A 17,052-nucleotide genomic window follows, 5' to 3' on the forward strand; every position below is an offset into this window, starting at 1 on the left:
GGCCTCCCGGGCATCGGCGCGCTGCGGCGGCCTCCGACCGCCGACCCGGCCGGGGCCCGCAGGCCCTCAGCGGCGGGCCGAAACGCCCGTGAGCGCCGTCACCACGGGGTCCAGCGCCTGGTTGAGCCCCTCTTCCCGACGCGCCCCTCGCACCCCTCGGCCCCGAGGGGCCTCCCGGGCATCGGCGCGCTGCGGCGGCCTCCGACCGCCGGACCCGGCCGGGGCCCGCAGGCCCTCAGCGGCGGGCCGAAACGCCCGTGAGCGCCGTCACCACGGGGTCCAGCGCCTGGTTGATCTCGTCGCCGATCGAGCGGAAGAAGGTGATCGGTGCGCCGTACGGGTCGTTGACCTCGTCGGCGTCCACCGACGGGGCCAGGAGCCACCCGCGTAGAGCCGCGGCCGCGCGGACCAGGGCGCGGGCGCGTTCCACCATGCCCTCGTCGCGCGGGTCCGGGAGCGTGGCCGGGTCGATCGCGCGGACCAGGCGGGTGAACTCCTTCAGGGTGAAGGTGCGCAGACCCGCCGAGTGGCCCATCGAGATGACCTGCGCCCGGTGATCGCGGGTCGCGGTCAGGACCAGGTCGGCGCGGATGACGTGCTCGTCGAGGAGCTCGCGGCCCACGAAGCCGCTGTAGTCCGCGCCGAAGTCGGCGAGGACCAGTTCCGCGTTGGCCTCCATGGGGGCGCCCTCGTGGCCCCACGTGCCCGCGCTCTCCACGATCAGGCCGCCGCCGAGGGGGTCGCCGAGGCGGTCGCTCAGGGCATGGCGGGTCAGCCGCTCGGTGATCGGCGAGCGGCAGACGTTGCCGGTGCTGACGTGGAGGATGCGGAAGGTTTCGCTGTCTTCGTGCCCCGCTATGCCACGCCCCTCAGGGGCGGTCAACTGGCCACCTCGAGGTCGGGTACGACCTTCCGGAGCTCCTCCGGGGAGAGCGCGCCCTCGCGCAGCAGCACCGGCACCTTGCCCGTGACGTCGACGATGGAAGAAGGAACGATTCCGGGCGTGGGGCCGCCGTCGAGGTAGACGGAGACGGAGTCGCCGAGCATCTGCTGGGCCGCGTCGCAGTCCTCCGGCGCCGGGTGGCCGGTGAGGTTGGCCGAGGAGACGGCCATCGGGCCGACCTCGGTGAGCAGTTCGATCGCGACGGGGTGCAGCGGCATCCGGATGGCGACGGTCCCCCGGCTGTCGCCCAGGTCCCACTGGAGGGACGGCTGGTGCTTGGCGACGAGGGTGAGCGCGCCGGGCCAGAACGCGTCGACGAGCTCCCAGGCCTGCTCGGAGAAGTCGGTGACCAGGCCGTGGAGGGTGTTCGGGGAGCCGATGAGCACGGGCGTGGGCATGTTGCGGCCCCGCCCCTTGGCGGCGAGCAGGTCCGCGACGGCCTCGCTGCTGAAGGCGTCCGCCCCGATCCCGTACAGGGTGTCGGTGGGCAGCACGACGAGCTCGCCCCGGCGGACGGCGGACGCGGCCTCGCGCAGGCCGGTCACGCGGTCGGTGGCCTCGTTGCAGTCGTATCGCCGTGCCATCAGTTCCCGTCCTCCTCGTACACGTCGTGCTTGCTCATGGCATCGCCTTGCGGGCGGTCGCGAACCGCGGCCGGTTGTTGAGGTCCGGGTGGTCGGCGGCGTCGACCCAGCCCGCCTCCTCGTTGAAGATCCACGGCACCTGCCCGCCCTGGGTGTCGGCGTGCTCGACGACGACGAGTCCCCCGGGCCTCAGCAGCCGGTGCGCCGTGCGCTCCAGGCCGCGGATGAAGTCGAGGCCGTCCTCGCCGGAGAAGAGCGCCATCTCCGGGTCGTGGTCGCGGGCCTCGGGCGCCACGTACTCCCACTCGGTGAGCGGGATGTACGGCGGGTTGGAGACGACCAGGTCGACCTGGCCGTCGAGCTCCGGCAGCGAGGTGAGCGCGTCGCCCTCGTGCAGCGTGACGCGGGAGCCCTCGACGTTCTTGCGGGTCCACGCCAGCGCGTCCTCGGACAGCTCCACGGCGTGCACCCGCGAGCGCGGCACCTCCTGGGCGAGCGCCAGCGCGATCGCCCCGGAGCCGGTGCACAGGTCGACGATGAGCGGTTCGACGACGTCCATGGCGCGTACGGCGTCTATGGCCCAGCCGACGACCGACTCGGTCTCCGGGCGGGGCACGAAGACGCCGGGCCCCACCTGGAGCTCCAGGTAGCGGAAGAACGCCCGCCCGGTGATGTGCTGGAGCGGCTCGCGGGCCTCGCGGCGGGCGACGGCCTCCCAGTAGCGGGCGTCGAAGTCCGCGTCCTTGACGTTGTGCAGCTCCCCCCGCTTGACGCCGTGCACGAACGCGGCGAGCTCCTCGGCGTCGAAACGCGGTGAGGGAACGCCGGCGTCGGCCAGCCGCTGGGTGGCCTGGGCCACCTCGGCAAGCAGCAGGTTCACGCTGGTCCTCCGTGGTGCGGGGGTGGGGCTGGCTTGAGGGGGGCCTTACGCTGCGGCGAGCTTCGCCGCCGAGTCGGCGTCGACGCACGCCTGGATCATGGCGTCCAGGTCGCCGTCGAGGACCTGGTCCAGGTTGTACGCCTTGAAGCCGACGCGGTGGTCGGAGATCCGGTTCTCCGGGAAGTTGTACGTGCGGATCTTCTCGGAGCGGTCGACGGTGCGGACCTGGCTGCGGCGGGCGTCGGCGGCCTCGGCCTCGGCCTTCTCCTGCGCGGCGGCGAGGAGCCGGGAGCGCAGGATGCGCATGGCCTGCTCCTTGTTCTGGAGCTGGCTCTTCTCGTTCTGGCAGGAGGCGACGATGCCGGTCGGCAGGTGGGTGATGCGGACGGCGGAGTCGGTGGTGTTGACCGACTGGCCGCCGGGGCCGGACGAGCGGTAGACGTCGATGCGCAGGTCGTTGGCGTGGACCTCGACCTCGACCTCCTCGGCCTCGGGCGTGACGAGCACGCCGGCGGCGGAGGTGTGGATGCGGCCGGCGGACTCGGTGGCGGGCACGCGCTGGACGCGGTGCACCCCGCCCTCGTACTTGAGCCGTGCCCAGACGCCCTGGCCGGGCTCGGTGGCGCCGTTGCCGCCCTTGGTCTTCACGGCGACCTGGACGTCCTTGTAGCCGCCGAGCTCGGACTCGGTGGCGTCGATGATCTCGGTCTTCCAGCCGACCCGCTCGGCGTACCGCAGGTACATCCGGAGGAGGTCACCGGCGAAGAGGGCGGACTCGTCTCCGCCGGCACCCGCCTTGATCTCCAGGATGACGTCCTTGTCGTCGCTCGGGTCGCGCGGGACGAGGAGCAGGCGGAGCTTGTCGGTGAGCTCCTCCCGGTCCTTCTCCAGCTGCTTGACCTCGGCCGCGAAGTCCGGGTCGTCATGTGCCAGCTCGCGGGCGGTCTCGATGTCGTCACCGGTCTGCTTCCAGGAGCGGTAGGTGGCGACGATCGGGGTCAGCTCGGCGTAGCGCTTGTTGAGCTTGCGCGCGTTCGCCTGATCGGCGTGGACCGACGGGTCCGCGAGCTTCGTCTCGAGGTCGGCGTGCTCGCCGACCAATTCCTCGACCGCCTCGAACATCGGGGGCTCCTGGGGTTTTCGTCAGTTGCTACGGGACGGCAAAGCGCCGGTCCCGGCCGCCCGCGCGGGGCAGCCGAGGACCGGCGCAGGGGCTCGCTACTTGGCGGAGCCGGCCTTGCCGAAGCGGGCCTCGAAGCGGGCCACGCGGCCGCCGGTGTCGAGGATCTTCTGCTTGCCCGTGTAGAACGGGTGGCACTCGGAGCAGACCTCGGCACGGATGGTGCCCTCGGTGAGGGTGCTACGGGTGGTGAACGACGCGCCGCAGGTGCAGCTGACCTGGGTCTCGACGTACTCGGGGTGGATCTCGCGCTTCAAGGTGTCTCCTAGTTTCGGGAGGGCGCCGGGTCGCCGCCGCGGGTTGCGGACAGCGTGAACCGGAGCCGACGTACCAGTCTGCCAGGACCGGCCGCATCTCCCAAAACGGGGGTCGGTCCGAAGGTATTCCCGGGCTCGTCCCGGACCTTTCCCGGGCTCTTTCCCCGGCTACTTGACGAGGCCGCCGGCCTGGCCGGTGGCGGTGTCCCTCGTGGCCGACGCGGGGATCGGGAGGTCGCCCTTGAGGGCCTTCCAGACCTGCTTCGACTGCGCTTCGAGGGGGACGACGCGGTTGGGGTCCCGGGGGTCGTACTCGACGGGCAGGGTGACCATGTGGACGTTCCCCGCGCCGATGCCGGAGAGGCCCTTGGCGAAGCCCATCAGCTTCTGGACCGAGTCGAGTTCGGAGTCGGGCGTGATGGCCTTGGTGGCGGCGTCGGCGAGGCCGTACAGCCTGGTCGGGTTCGAGAAGACGCCGACGCTCTTGACCTGGTCGATGAAGGCCTTCATGAAGGCCTGCTGGAGCTGGATGCGGCCCAGGTCGCTGCCGTCGCCGACGCTCTTGCGGGTGCGGACGAGGCCGAGGGACTGCTCGCCGTCGAGGGTGTGCGTGCCCGGGGCGAGGTCGAGGTGGCTCTTGGAGTCCTCGATGGCCTGCGTGGTGGTGATCTCGACGCCGCCGAGCTCGTCGATGAGCTTCTTGAAGCCGGTGAAGTCGACCTCGATGTAGTGGTCCATGCGGATGCCGGACATCGACTCGACGGTCTTGACGGCGCAGGCCGGGCCGCCGACCTCGTAGGCGGTGTTGAACATGGCCCGCCGCTCGCCGGGGACGGCGGTGCCCTGTCCGTCGGTGCAGGAGGGCCGGGTGATGAGGGTGTCGCGGGGTATGGAGACGACGCTCGCCTTCTTGTGGCCCTCGTAGACGTGCACGACCATCGCGGTGTCGGAGCGGGCGCCGCCCTCGTCCTTGCCGTAGGCGCCGTTGTCGCCGGAGCGGGAGTCGGAGCCGAGGACGAGGACGTCGAGGGATCCGTTGTCGACGTCGTGGGGGCGCTCGGTGCCGAGCTGGGCGTTGATGTCGACGCCCTGGAGGTTGCCGTCGAGCTTGAGGTACACGTAGCCGAGTCCGGCGCCGCCGAGGACGAGGATCGCCGCGGCCCCCGACATCAGGATCGGTGCCTTGCGTCGTCTGGCGGGCTGCTTGCGGCGGCGGCCGCTGCCCGTGCCCCGCGCGTGCCCGCTCTTGCTCTGCTCGGTCATCGTCTTCCCTCAGCCCTAGGATTCACCTTCTGTGACGGCGAAGCACCCGAAAGGGTTGCATGCGGGTCTGTGAGGTTTGGGCGAGCTCCGGCCGGAAACGGCACTGCGCCCACCGTGCGGACACGGTGGGCGCAGTGGTTCACGCAGGTCACGACGGGGTTACGGGATCGGAGCCCGGTTTTCGTCGTGTGACGCAGCTCTCGCGTCAGTCGTTGTTGCCGGCTCCAGGGGTGGTCTTCTGGATCTGGAGCAGGAACTCGCCGTTCGACTTCGTCTGCTTCATCTTGTCGAGCAGCAGCTCGATCGCCTGCTGCTGGTCGAGCGCGTGGAGCACGCGACGCAGCTTCCAGGTGACGGCGAGCTCGTCGCTGCCGAGGAGGATCTCCTCCTTGCGCGTGCCCGAGGCGTCGACGTCGACGGCCGGGAAGATGCGCTTGTCGGCGAGCTTCCGGTCGAGCTTGAGCTCCATGTTGCCGGTGCCCTTGAACTCCTCGAAGATCACCTCGTCCATGCGCGAGCCGGTGTCGACCAGCGCGGTGGCCAGGATGGTCAGCGAGCCGCCGTCCTCGATGTTGCGCGCCGCACCGAAGAAGCGCTTCGGCGGGTAGAGCGCGGTCGAGTCGACACCACCGGACAGGATGCGGCCGGAGGCCGGCGCCGCGAGGTTGTACGCGCGGCCCAGGCGGGTGATCGAGTCGAGCAGGACGACCACGTCGTGACCCAGCTCCACGAGGCGCTTGGCGCGCTCGATGGCCAGCTCGGCGACGGTGGTGTGGTCCTCGGCCGGACGGTCGAAGGTCGAGGAGATGACCTCGCCCTTGACCGACCGCTGCATGTCGGTGACCTCTTCCGGACGCTCGTCGACCAGGACGACCATCAGGTGGCACTCGGGGTTGTTGTGCGTGATCGCGTTGGCGATCGCCTGCATGATCATGGTCTTGCCGGTCTTCGGCGGGGCCACGATCAGACCGCGCTGGCCCTTGCCGATCGGCGACACGAGGTCGATGATCCGCGTGGTCAGCACGCCCGGGTCGGTCTCCAGACGGAGCCGGTCCTGCGGGTAGAGCGGGGTCAGCTTATTGAACTCCGGGCGGCCGCGGCCGGAGTCGGCGGCCATGCCGTTCGCGGAGTCCAGGCGGACCAGCGCGTTGAACTTCTCGCGGCGCTCGCCCTCCTTCGGCTGACGCACGGCGCCGGTGACGTGGTCGCCCTTGCGCAGGCCGTTCTTGCGGACCTGGGCGAGGGAGACGTACACGTCGTTCGGGCCGGGCAGGTAGCCGGAGGTCCGGATGAACGCGTAGTTGTCGAGGATGTCCAGGATGCCCGCGACGGGGATCAGGACGTCGTCGTCGGCGACCTGCGGCTCGCCGGCCTGGAAGTCGTCACGGCCACGACGGCCACGACGGTCGCGGTAGCGACCGCGACGCCCGCGACGGCCGCCCGCCTCGTCGTCGTAGTCGTCCTGCGGACCGGCCTGCTGGCCACCCTGCTGACCCTGGCCGCCCTGGCCCTGGCCGCCCTGGCGCTGGCGCTGGCCGCCCTGGCCACCGCCCTGCTGCTCGTCGCCCTTGCGGTCGCGCTGACGGTCACGGCGGTCACGGCGGTCGCCGCGCTCCCCGCGCTCGCCCCGCTCGCCGCGGTCGCGACGGCCACGGCCCTCGACGCCGTCGACGACGGCCTCGGCCTTGGCGTCGGCCTGCGGCTCGGCCTTGACCTCACGGGTCTCGGTGCGGGCCTCGGTCTTGACGACCTGGACGGCCTCGGCCTTGGTCTCGCCCTCCGGGGAACCGGCGGGGGCGGTGGCGCGACGACGACGGCGCTCACCGGCCGGGGCGTCGTCGGCGGCCGGCTGGCCCGGGATGTCGATCTGCTGCTGGGCGACGGCCTTCTCGGCCTTCTCCGCCTTGGGCGCGGCGGCCTCGGCGGCCTCGCCCGTGCGGGCCTTGGAGGTGGCGCGGCGCTTCGGCTTGGTCTCGGCGGCGTCGGCGGCCTTGGCGGGGGCGGAGCCTCCGGCCTGCGCCTCCTTGATGACCTCGATCAGCTGGCTCTTGCGCATCCGCGCGGTGCCCCTGATGCCGAGGCCGGACGCGACCTGCTGCAGCTCGGCCAGGACCATGCCCTCGAGGCCGGTGCCGGAGCGGCGGCGCCGTGCGGTGCCCGTGGCACCTGCGGCGGGCGCGGCGGTGTCGACACTGTTGTCGGCAGTCACGCCCATCAGATCGGTGGTGTCGCTCACGAAGGGTCCTTCCCTGGAGCGGACGTCGGCCATCTGGCTCGGCGACCGGTTGTGCTGTCCGGCAGGGTCCTGGTTCGTGGACCGTGTCCGGGGCGGTGGTCCCGCCGGGTACGGCGGAGAGAGAAAACGTGCTGTGGGTCCGGCCCGAGCGCCCCCTGCTCGGCCCTCACTGCAGAAGAGCGAGGGGTGTCGTGCCGGTTCCGGAGCGTGCTCGAAACTGCTCAGGCAGGCTGCTCAGGCAGTTGGGGAGGCTCCCGGAAGAAGGGTGGTCCCTGATGGGGACACTCCGCACCACTCCACAAAGAGGTCGGGTGCAGACTTGAGGTTAACACTACCGGCTCCAACAAACATTCCCCCTCTCCCTCACCGGCAATCTCCTGTCCGAGGCGCTGCCCGGCGCCCCGGCCGTCACACGCCTAGGGCGCCAGCGGCAGGACACTCGCTCCGGACGCGTCGAGGTCGAGCCGGTTCGCGGCCCAGCCCTCGCCCGCGAGGCGGGCGACCTTGTCGGCCGTCCCGTGTTCGGCCAGCGCGAGGACCGTGGGGCCCGCGCCGGAGATGACCGCGGGGACGCCGTCCGCGCGCAGCCGGTTCACGAGGGCGATGCTCTCCGGCATCGCGGGGGCCCGGTACTCCTGGTGCAGCCGGTCCTCGGTGGCCGCGAGCAGCAGCTCGGGGCGGCGGGTCAGGGCCTCGACGAGGAGGGCGGCGCGCCCGGCGTTGGCGGCGGCGTCCACGTGCGGGACGGTGCGCGGCAGGAGTCCGCGGGCGGTCTCGGTCAGTACGGGCTTTCCGGGGACGAAAACCACCGGAACGATGGAATTCGAGGGGTCCATCCTGATCGCCCGCGCGGCACCGGCCTCGGTCCAGGCGAGCGTGAATCCGCCGAGCAGACAGGCGGCGACGTTGTCGGGGTGGCCCTCGATCTCGGTGGCCAGCTCCAGGAGGGCGGCCTCGTCGAGCTTGGCGTCCCCGCCTATGGTCACGGCGCGGGCGGCGACGATGCCAGCGCAGATGGCGGCGGAGGAGGAGCCGAGGCCGCGGCCGTGCGGGATGCGGTTGGCGCAGACGACCTCGAGGCCGCGCGGCTGCCCGCCGAGCAGGTCGAAGGCCGTGCGCAGGGAGCGTACGAGCAGGTGGCGCTCGTCGCGCGGGAGCGTCTCGGCGCCCTCGCCGGCGATGTCGACGTGCAGCCCGGAGTCGGCGACCCGGACGACGACGTCGTCGTAGAGCCCCAGCGACAGGCCGAAGGCGTCGAAGCCCGGGCCGAGGTTGGCGCTGGTGGCGGGGACGCGCACCCGTACGGCGGCGGCGCGGAACGCTGGACCGGCCATCGCTCGTTGACTCTCCTTGATCGCGAAAACGGTGTTTCAGACAACGGGTATTCAAGAGAAGTGCTCGGGGACCCGGGGGCCGTTTCGGCCGCGGGGGCGACAACGGCAACGACACCGCGCATATGCGTCGGGGCGGGTTCGGTACAGCCTATCGAAGGAAGGTTCTGTGGCGACATAGGGCGCACAGGAGGCGCACGATGCGTGTCGCGAGCCATCCTGTGCGCCTATGTAGGTTCCTGATCGGGTTTCACCCGATCAGGAACCGGTGGGGCCGGGCTGCTTTCAGGCCAGGCCGAGGCGCTCGGCGGCGGCCGCGGCGTCGACCGGGACGGTGACCGGCTGCGGCGCGCCGGCGACGGCCCAGTCGGGGTCCTTGAGGCCGTTGCCGGTGACCGTGCAGACGATCTTCTGGCCGGGGTCGACCTTGCCCTGCGCGGCGGCCTTCAGCAGACCGGCGACCGAGGCGGCCGAGGCGGGCTCGACGAAGACGCCCTCCCGAGCGGCCAACAGGCGGTAGGCCTGCAGGATCTCACGGTCCGTCACCTCGTCGATGAAGCCGCCCGACTCGTCGCGCGCGGCGATCGCGTAGTCCCACGAGGCCGGGTTGCCGATGCGGATCGCGGTGGCGATCGTCGACGGGTCCTTGACGACCTCGCCGCGCACGAGCGGGGCGGAGCCGGAGGCCTGGAAGCCCCACATGCGCGGGCGGTGCGTGGACATGGCGTCGGCGGCGTACTCGGTGTACCCCTTCCAGTACGCCGTGATGTTGCCCGCGTTGCCGACCGGCAGGACGTGGATGTCGGGGGCGTCGCCCAGCATGTCCACGATCTCGAACGCGGCGGTCTTCTGGCCCTCGATGCGGACCGGGTTGACCGAATTGACCAGCGCCACCGGGTAGTTCTCGGAGAGGCTGCGGGCCAGGGTCAGGCAGTCGTCGAAGTTGCCGTCGACCTGGAGGATCTTCGCGCCGTGCACGAGGGCCTGGCCCATCTTGCCGAGCGCGATCTTGCCCTGCGGCACGAGGACGGCCGAGACCATGCCGGCGCGGACCGCGTAGGCCGCCGCCGAGGCGGAGGTGTTGCCGGTGGAGGCGCAGATGACCGCCTTGGCGCCCTCCTCCTTGGCCCGGGTGATGGCCATGGTCATGCCCCGGTCCTTGAAGGAGCCGGTGGGGTTGGCGCCCTCGACCTTGAGGTGCACCTCGCAGCCCGTGCGCTCGGAGAGGACCTGAGCGGGGACGAGCGGCGTGCCGCCCTCACGGAGCGTGACGACCGGCGTCGTGTCCGTGACCGGAAGGCGGTCCCGGTACTCCTCGATGATGCCGCGCCACTGGTGGGTGCCCTTGTGGGTCATGGGTCCTTACTCCCCTTCAACACGCATGATGCTGGCGACACCGCGCACGGTGTCGAGCTTGCGCAGCGCCTCGACGGTCCCGGAGAGGGCGGCGTCGGGCGCGCGGTGGGTGACGACGACGAGGGAGGCCTCGCCGTCCTTGCCCTGCTGGCGCACCGTATCGATGGATACGCCGTGCTCGGCGAAGACCGTCGCGACCTGGGCGAGGACGCCCGGCTTGTCGGCCACGTCGAGGCTGATGTGGTACCGCGTGACCACGTCGCCCATGGGGCTCACGGGCAGCTGGGTGTACGCGGACTCGCCGGGGCCCGTCGCCTCGTTGAGACGGTTGCGGCAGACGGCGACGACGTCGCCGAGCACGGCCGAGGCGGTCGGCGAGCCGCCCGCCCCGGGGCCGTAGAACATGAGCTGCCCGGCGGCCTCCGCCTCGACGAAGACCGCGTTGTACGCCTCGCGGACGGAGGCGAGCGGGTGGCTGAGCGGGATCATCGCGGGGTGCACGCGCGCGGTGACGGACCCGCCGTCGGCGGCCCGCTCGCAGATCGCGAGCAGCTTGATGGTGCAGCCCATCTGCTTGGCGGAGGCGAAGTCCGCGGCGGTGACCTCGGTCATGCCCTCGCGGTAGACGTCGTCGAGGCGCACGCGCGTGTGGAAGGCGATCCCGGCGAGGATGGCGGCCTTGGCGGCGGCGTCGAAGCCCTCGACGTCGGCGGTCGGGTCGGCCTCGGCGTAACCGAGGGCGGTGGCCTCGTCGAGCGCCTCGGAGTACCCGGCACCGCTCGTGTCCATCTTGTCGAGGATGAAGTTGGTGGTGCCGTTGACGATGCCCATCACGCGGTTGATCTTGTCGCCGGCGAGGGACTCGCGCAGCGGCCGGATGAGCGGGATGGCGCCGGCGACGGCGGCCTCGTAGTACAGGTCCTGCCCGTGCTGCTCGGCGGCGGCGTACAGGCTCGCGCCGTCCTGGGCCAGCAGCGCCTTGTTGGCCGAGACGACGGAGGCGCCGTGCTCGAAGGCGGTGGTGATGAGGGTGCGGGCCGGCTCGATCCCGCCGATGACCTCGACGACGACGTCGATGTCCCCGCGTTTGACCAGGGCGGTCGCGTCGGTGGTGATCAGCTCGGCGGGGACTCCCCCGCGGACCTTGTCGGGCCGGCGGACGGCCACGCCGGCGAGCTCGATCGGCGCGCCGATGCGCGCGGCGAGGTCGTCGGCGTGCGTCGTCATGATGCGCGCCACCTCTGAGCCGACGACTCCACAGCCCAGCAGCGCCACTTTCAGCGGACGCGTACGCATCATCCGACCTCGTTTCTCGTACTACTTCGCCGTCGTATTTCTACGGTGGAACCAGTCTCACTCACCGGACGGGGGTTTCCGCCCCTCGTCCGGATCCTGAGACATCTATTTCATCACTCGACTATTTCACCACGCGACGATTTCCTCAGCCGACGTCGAGACGCAGGAGATCTTCCTCCGTCTCGCGCCGGACGATGACCCGCGCCGCGCCGTCGCGGACGGCGACGACGGGCGGCCGCAGCGCGTGGTTGTAGTTGCTGGCCATGGAGCGGCAGTACGCGCCGGTGGCCGGCACGGCGATGAGGTCGCCGGGCGCCAGGTCCGAGGGCAGGAAGGCGTCCCGTACGACGATGTCGCCGCTCTCGCAGTGCTTGCCGACGACGCGGGAGAGCATCGGCTCGGCCTCGCTGGTCCGCGAGACGAGGCTCACGCTGTACTCGGCGTCGTAGAGGGCGGTGCGGATGTTGTCCGACATGCCGCCGTCGACGCTCACGTACGTCCGCAGCCCTTCGAGCGGCTTGACGGTGCCGACCCGGTAGAGCGTGAAGGCGGTGGGGCCGACGATGGCCCGCCCGGGCTCGACGGAGATACGGGGGGTCCGCAGCCCCGCGGCCTCGCACTCCCGCGTCACGATCTCGCCCAGCGCCTTGGCGATCTCGTGCGGCTCGCGCGGGTCGTCCTCGGACGTGTACGCGATGCCGAGCCCACCCCCGAGATCGATCTCGGGCAGCTCGACGCCGTGCTCGTCCCGTACCTCGGCGAGCAGCTGGACGACGCGCCGCGCGGACACCTCGAACCCGGCCATGTCGAAGATCTGCGACCCGATGTGGGAGTGGATCCCGATGAGTTCGAGACCGTCGAGCTTGAGCGCCCGACGCACGGCCTCGGCGGCCTGCCCCCCGGCCAGCGCGATGCCGAACTTCTGGTCCTCGTGGGCGGTGGCGATGAACTCGTGCGTGTGCGCCTCGACACCGACGGTCACCCGGATCTGCACCCGCTGCCGCTTCCCGAGGGACTGCGCGACATGGGCGACCCGCACGATCTCCTGGAAGGAGTCGAGCACGATCCGCCCGACCCCGGCCTCGACGGCCCGGCGGATCTCGTCCTCGCTCTTGTTGTTCCCGTGGAAGGCGATCCGCTCGGCGGGCATCCCGGCGGAAAGGGCGGTGCTCAGCTCCCCTCCGGAGCACACGTCGAGATTGAGCCCCTCCTCCTTGAGCCACCGCACGACGGCACGGGAGAGGAACGCCTTGCCGGCGTAGAAGACGTCGGCGTCCTTGCCGAAGGCGTCGGCCCAGGCACGGCAGCGGGCGCGGAAGTCGGTCTCGTCGAGGAAGTAGGCGGGCGTGCCGAACTCCTCGGCGAGGGCGTCGACCGCGATCCCGCCGACGGTGACGACCCCGCGCTCGTCCCGGCTCACGGTCCGGGCCCAGACCTTGGGGTCGAGGCGATTGAGGTCGGCGGGCGGGGCGGAGTAGTGCCCCTCGGGCAGGACATCGGCGTGACGGGGCCCGGCGGGGTGGGCGGAACGGCTCATGACGACTGGCTCTTTCAGATCTGGTCGGGTGCGCTGATGCCGAGCAGGGACAGGCCACCGGCGAGCACCGTCCCGGCGGCTTCGGCGAGCGCGAGCCGGGAGCGGTGGGCGGCCGAGGGTTTCTCGTCGCCGAGCGGCAGCACGGTGTGCTGGAACGCGAGCAGCGCGTCGGCGGTGGCTTCCAGGTGCCGGGCGACCCGGTCGGGGGCGCGGTGGCGGGCGGCGGCGAGCAGGACGACGGGATGGTCGCCGAGAACGCCGAAAAGCTCGGGGGCATGAACGTCGGCGTCGTACGAAGGAGCGAAACCGAGCTGCAGCGCGTTGACGAGCAGCCGCCGCACCCGGGCGTGGGCGTACCGCACGCGGAAGAGGGGGTTGCGCTCGTGCTGGACGAGAAGGGGGGGCCCGTCGAGAACCCGATCGTGGTTCGCGGCCCGCAACAGGGCCCACCGACCCGCATCGACACCGAGGAGATCGGGCCGGTACTCCCCACCCCGCACGGGGATCCGCTCGTCCCCGCCGAAGGAGGCGTCGGCCCCCTGGCTCCGGAGCAGCCGCAGAACGACCTCGGTCACGACCGAGGCACGCCCCTGGGACACCTCGGCGAACCGCACGACGGTCCCGGCGAGAGGGGTGCCGTGCCCGTACGCGGCCCCGGCGTCCCGAATCGCCCGTACGAGATCACCACCGGCATCGGCACGAAGGGTGAAGTTCAGAAACCCGGGCCCCGTGATGTCGACGGCGAGGATCCCGGGGCTCTCACGGAGCCGCTCCTGAAGGATTTCCGCGACATCGAGAGGGGCGCGCCCGGCGGGCCGGGCGAGACTGAGCGCGACGCTGCTGGCGTACTCCCCGGTCCCGCCGGGCCGGGCCCGCTCCACCTTCACGCGCGGGGGGACGTCGACCCGCAGCGCACCGTCGTCGACCGCACGGCGCACGGCGTGCTGCACGGTGAGGGAGAGGTCCGCGGGGGTCACGGGACCAGCCTAGGGGAGGAGGGGGGTCGGAACGCGAACCGGTTTCGCCATGCGGGACCGCGGCTCGGATCACCCCGCACGGGCTCCCGGCACGTCGACACATCGGGGGTCCTGCTCCTGCAGCCCCTCGACTGCGGCAGGTTCCTCTCCCCCGTCGGGGCCGGCCGCCTCGGGACGCTCCCGCCGCTCGCGGTGCATCAACTGCCGCACCACGCGCACGAGCTCCGAGGGCTCGAAGGGCTTGGCGAGAAAGGCGTCGACCTCACCGACCTCGCGCTCGCCGCAGGCGCTGATGATCGCCACCGGCAGATGACTGGTCCGCGGGTCGGCCCGCAGCCGCTCGGCCGTCTTGATCCCGTCCAAGCGGGGCATGACGACGTCCAGGGTGACGACATCAGGACAGACCTGATGCACGACATCCAGACACTCGGCACCATCGGCCGCGGTCACGACCTCGAACCCCTCGAGTTCGAGATTGACCCTGATCAACTGGCGGATCACCTTGTTGTCATCGACAACGAGCACCCGACCGGACACGCCTGACACACGAACGAGAGTAGGCCGCCCCCCACGGCTGCGTCCGGGTTTTACCCACTTCTGACCCGTGCGGGGGACGGACCCCCCGGTGACGCCCCGGAAATACCTGTTCACAGCCACGCCCGAAGAGCTGGTAGGGTTCTACCCGTCGCCGAGAAACACGGCGGACGCCCCCGTAGCTCAGGGGATAGAGCAACGGCCTCCGGAGCCGTGTGCGCAGGTTCGAATCCTGCCGGGGGCACTTCGCAGGAAGTGCCAAGAGACCCCGTGATCAGCAGAAATGCTGAGCGCGGGGTCTTGTTGTTTGTGCAGGTGTGTGCCGCGCTGAGCGGCCGTATGTCGGGGCCCGTGGACTATTCGTGGACAGATTCTCGGGGCATCGGCGCAGGTCAGTCCGGGGAACGATGAAGGCCCCCGGACAGGTCCAGGGAGCCGTGGGCTCGGCGGCGGATCACCCTCTGATCTCTCGCACCAGGGCGTTGTTCTCGTCGCTCAGTTCCAGCTCGTAAGGGAGCCCGAAGCAGCCGAGGAGCCGCCCCAAGTCGCCAAGGCGGGCGGGGTCGACGACGCCGCTGAGCAGGACGTCCGGGCCGTCGATCGGATCGATCTCCATCTGGCACCAGCTGGTCTCCAGCTCGTATCCGTGCCAGGACGATGAACGGGAGCTCCAGCCGGCACCTACGAAGCGAGCAGCTACGGCGGATGCGTCCCGGCAGCCGCGGAGCACGCCGCACACGTTGTTGCCCAGCTCGATCCACTGTCGATCGAGCGTCAGGCCCTCATCGGATATGTCCACGCCCGGAGTATGCAGCAGCCCGTCCATGCTCACTCGTACTCCCTCAGGAGGTCCTCAATACGTCGATTGGCCACCTCCTGGCGGCCGTCGAGGCACTTCGCGTACCGGCTCAGCAGCACCTCCACGGTGATCGCCGCGGACTACGCCCCGAGCACGAAGGCGATCGGCAGGAGCCGCGCGCTGAGCGACGTCCTAATGCACGAGACCGCCTGACGTGCGCGTCGACGTCGCCAGCGCCCCCCCGTCCTCAGGGCCCGAACGAGGACCTCGCGCTCTTCGACTCCGCCGCGGCCGTGGTCCTGGACGGCGCCGGGATGACACCGGGCATGAAGTCGGGGGGCGGCATGGAGTCGCCTGGTACGTGGAACAGCTGGGGACTCGCCTGCACGGGGAGGCCGCCCGGGGAGACGCGCCCCTGACGATCTGCCTGGCGACGGCCATCGAGTCGACGACGAGCCTACACAGGGACACCTGCGCGGTCGATGACCCGCTGTCCCCTTCCGCGACAGTGGCCATGGCCCGGGTGCAGGGCGACATCTTCGAGTGGCTCGTCCTGGGAGACTGCACGGTCCTCATCCAGAGCGACGACGTAGTGACAGCCACAACAGACGACTGTCTTGCCCAGGTGGCAGCGCATGCCCGCGAAGCCCTCGCCAGGGCAGTCCCGGGGTCGCCAGAGCGGCAGCGAGCCCATGAGGCCCTGGTCCAGGAAGAGCGCAGCCGACGCAACGTGCCGGGCGGGTACTGGGTGGCAGCAGCCGACTCGACAGCAGCAAGCCAGGCACTCACCGGCTCGGAGAACACATCCCGGGTCCAGGGCGCGGGCCTGCTGACCGACGGTGCTGGACGACTTGTGACGACGTTCCGCTCGACCGACTGGCAGGGCTACATGACCTTGCTTGGCCACGGCGGCCCCGAAGACGTACTCCGACTAGTCCGCGAAGCCGAAGCATCCGACCCCGACCTCAGCCGATGGCCGCGAAGCAAGCAGCATGACGACGCCACGATCGCGTACATCCGCCCATAGGGGCCCTGGTGTTGTTACAGATTTCTCTACCTCATCAAGGCACCCGCCGCGCACAGCGCGGCGCGCGCGGCCCGTCCCCCCGGGCCTGCGCTCCTGTCTGCGCCCCGCTCCAGCCCGGCCGCCGTCCGCACGCCTGACAGCTTGGGTTGGTGAGCGGCCAAAGCAGGCGTTCAGGCACGGCAACCGCCACATGGCATGCGTAGCCACGAGCGCTGCCGACAGCGGCCAAGTCAGGCGACCAAAAGACGGCCAGTGGCGAGGGAGGGGTGGCCTCTTGCGCACGGCCGGCCGACTGTCAGGCCTGAGAAGGGCGGGGCGCCGTACCCCCGCCGTCACGGATGACGGGAGCGTGAGGCGACCGCACCACCGGGAAGGGGCGGGCGGGGAGCAGCTGCTGCCGCGATGTGGCGGAGGCCGGTGTGGTCGCTCCGCGTCGGTACCGGTATCACCGTGGCGAAGGAGCGTGTCGTTGGGACGCCCCTCTTAGGATCGGGTGCCATGACGAGCCCCTTGGCACCCGACGATCACATTGGCGATCGGGAGGCCTTCAGCGCCTTCCTAGCCCGTCTTCGCGAAGACCACGCCGCCAACAGTCAGCAGTGGGAGAACGCAACGCTGGAAGGGTTCTTGGAGGCCCTGCAAGCCTGGACCGATGCCTCCCCGGGGTGGTACCGAAACTTCAGCCATGATCTGCCCCGCGAAGGTGACTGGACGTTCTTCGCTCGTGCCCTGACTGCCGCTCGGATCTATGAGTAGCTCTCATGGGCCCGTGCCCCTGGCGTGCCCGATCGAGCGGGGAGCATCAGGGAACAACGGTCAGTCGCGGGCACCGAACAACACGACGGCCCCTGA

16 protein-coding genes and 1 tRNA gene are annotated in these 17,052 nt (G+C 70.9%); 3 read left to right on the forward strand and 14 right to left on the reverse strand.

Going from position 1 to position 17,052, the window contains the following annotated elements; genetic code table 11:
- Positions 1 to 235: 235 nt before the first annotated feature.
- From BLW86_RS12255 to BLW86_RS12315, 13 genes are all read right to left on the reverse strand, one after another.
- Positions 236 to 883, reverse strand: a complete 648-nt coding sequence (locus BLW86_RS12255) for an arsenate reductase/protein-tyrosine-phosphatase family protein (protein ID WP_093874075.1) — start codon at positions 881 to 883, stop codon at positions 236 to 238.
- Positions 880 to 1,527 (reverse strand): L-threonylcarbamoyladenylate synthase, encoded by a 648-nt coding sequence (locus BLW86_RS12260; RefSeq protein ID WP_093874076.1) that lies wholly within the window; start codon positions 1,525 to 1,527, stop codon positions 880 to 882. Before BLW86_RS12260 ends, BLW86_RS12255 begins: the two co-directional genes overlap by 4 nt.
- A 34-nt stretch (positions 1,528 to 1,561) precedes the next feature.
- Positions 1,562 to 2,407, reverse strand: a complete 846-nt coding sequence (gene prmC, locus BLW86_RS12265; RefSeq protein WP_041131247.1) for a peptide chain release factor N(5)-glutamine methyltransferase — start codon at positions 2,405 to 2,407, stop codon at positions 1,562 to 1,564.
- A gap of 45 nt (positions 2,408 to 2,452) precedes the next feature.
- Entirely contained in the window at positions 2,453 to 3,529 is a 1,077-nt protein-coding gene (prfA, locus tag BLW86_RS12270; RefSeq protein ID WP_093874077.1) for a peptide chain release factor 1, read from the reverse strand.
- A gap of 96 nt (positions 3,530 to 3,625) precedes the next feature.
- Positions 3,626 to 3,844 carry a 50S ribosomal protein L31 gene (gene rpmE / locus BLW86_RS12275; protein WP_030321069.1) on the reverse strand — a complete coding sequence of 73 codons (219 nt, stop codon included), beginning with the start codon at positions 3,842 to 3,844 and terminating at the stop codon, positions 3,626 to 3,628.
- Positions 3,845 to 4,012: 168 nt separating this feature from the next.
- Positions 4,013 to 5,107: an LCP family protein gene (locus tag BLW86_RS12280; protein ID WP_093874078.1), complete on the reverse strand. Its 1,095-nt coding sequence runs from the start codon at positions 5,105 to 5,107 to the stop codon at positions 4,013 to 4,015.
- 205 nt (positions 5,108 to 5,312) lie between these two features.
- Positions 5,313 to 7,343: a transcription termination factor Rho gene (gene rho, locus BLW86_RS12285; protein ID WP_218138015.1), complete on the reverse strand. Its 2,031-nt coding sequence runs from the start codon at positions 7,341 to 7,343 to the stop codon at positions 5,313 to 5,315.
- A gap of 416 nt (positions 7,344 to 7,759) precedes the next feature.
- The gene (thrB, locus tag BLW86_RS12290; RefSeq protein WP_093874080.1) at positions 7,760 to 8,677 is read right to left on the reverse strand and encodes a homoserine kinase; all 918 of its coding nucleotides are present in this window, start codon (positions 8,675 to 8,677) and stop codon (positions 7,760 to 7,762) included.
- 282 nt (positions 8,678 to 8,959) lie between these two features.
- Positions 8,960 to 10,030 carry a threonine synthase gene (gene thrC, locus BLW86_RS12295; RefSeq protein ID WP_093874081.1) on the reverse strand — a complete coding sequence of 357 codons (1,071 nt, stop codon included), beginning with the start codon at positions 10,028 to 10,030 and terminating at the stop codon, positions 8,960 to 8,962.
- 6 nt (positions 10,031 to 10,036) lie between these two features.
- Positions 10,037 to 11,329 carry a homoserine dehydrogenase gene (locus BLW86_RS12300; protein WP_177181634.1) on the reverse strand — a complete coding sequence of 431 codons (1,293 nt, stop codon included), beginning with the start codon at positions 11,327 to 11,329 and terminating at the stop codon, positions 10,037 to 10,039.
- Positions 11,330 to 11,471: 142 nt separating this feature from the next.
- Positions 11,472 to 12,863: a diaminopimelate decarboxylase gene (gene lysA / locus BLW86_RS12305; RefSeq protein ID WP_093874082.1), complete on the reverse strand. Its 1,392-nt coding sequence runs from the start codon at positions 12,861 to 12,863 to the stop codon at positions 11,472 to 11,474.
- A gap of 14 nt (positions 12,864 to 12,877) precedes the next feature.
- On the reverse strand, positions 12,878 to 13,840 hold the full coding sequence (gene nrtL, locus BLW86_RS12310) for an ArgS-related anticodon-binding protein NrtL (protein WP_093874083.1): 963 nt from the start codon (positions 13,838 to 13,840) through the stop codon (positions 12,878 to 12,880).
- 69 nt (positions 13,841 to 13,909) lie between these two features.
- A complete protein-coding gene (locus BLW86_RS12315; protein ID WP_093874084.1) occupies positions 13,910 to 14,386 on the reverse strand; it encodes a response regulator in 477 nt (158 codons plus the stop codon).
- A 160-nt stretch (positions 14,387 to 14,546) separates the two neighbouring features.
- Between BLW86_RS12315 and BLW86_RS12320 the strand changes: the two genes are divergently transcribed.
- Positions 14,547 to 14,618: transfer RNA gene (locus tag BLW86_RS12320), tRNA-Arg, on the forward strand.
- Between the two features lie 210 nt (positions 14,619 to 14,828).
- Here BLW86_RS12320 and BLW86_RS41980 read toward each other — a convergent pair.
- Complete coding sequence (locus BLW86_RS41980) at positions 14,829 to 15,173, reverse strand: hypothetical protein (RefSeq protein WP_177181635.1); 345 nt, start codon at positions 15,171 to 15,173, stop codon at positions 14,829 to 14,831.
- Between the two features lie 361 nt (positions 15,174 to 15,534).
- On the opposite strand from BLW86_RS41980, the gene BLW86_RS12330 reads away from it, so the two are divergent.
- Positions 15,535 to 16,200 carry a hypothetical protein gene (locus BLW86_RS12330; protein ID WP_093874085.1) on the forward strand — a complete coding sequence of 222 codons (666 nt, stop codon included), beginning with the start codon at positions 15,535 to 15,537 and terminating at the stop codon, positions 16,198 to 16,200.
- Between the two features lie 498 nt (positions 16,201 to 16,698).
- Complete coding sequence (locus BLW86_RS12335; RefSeq protein ID WP_256341287.1) at positions 16,699 to 16,956, forward strand: DUF7660 family protein; 258 nt, start codon at positions 16,699 to 16,701, stop codon at positions 16,954 to 16,956.
- Positions 16,957 to 17,052: the final 96 nt, after the last annotated feature.

This window comes from Streptomyces sp. TLI_105, assembly GCF_900105415.1.
GTDB lineage: Bacteria > Actinomycetota > Actinomycetes > Streptomycetales > Streptomycetaceae > Streptomyces.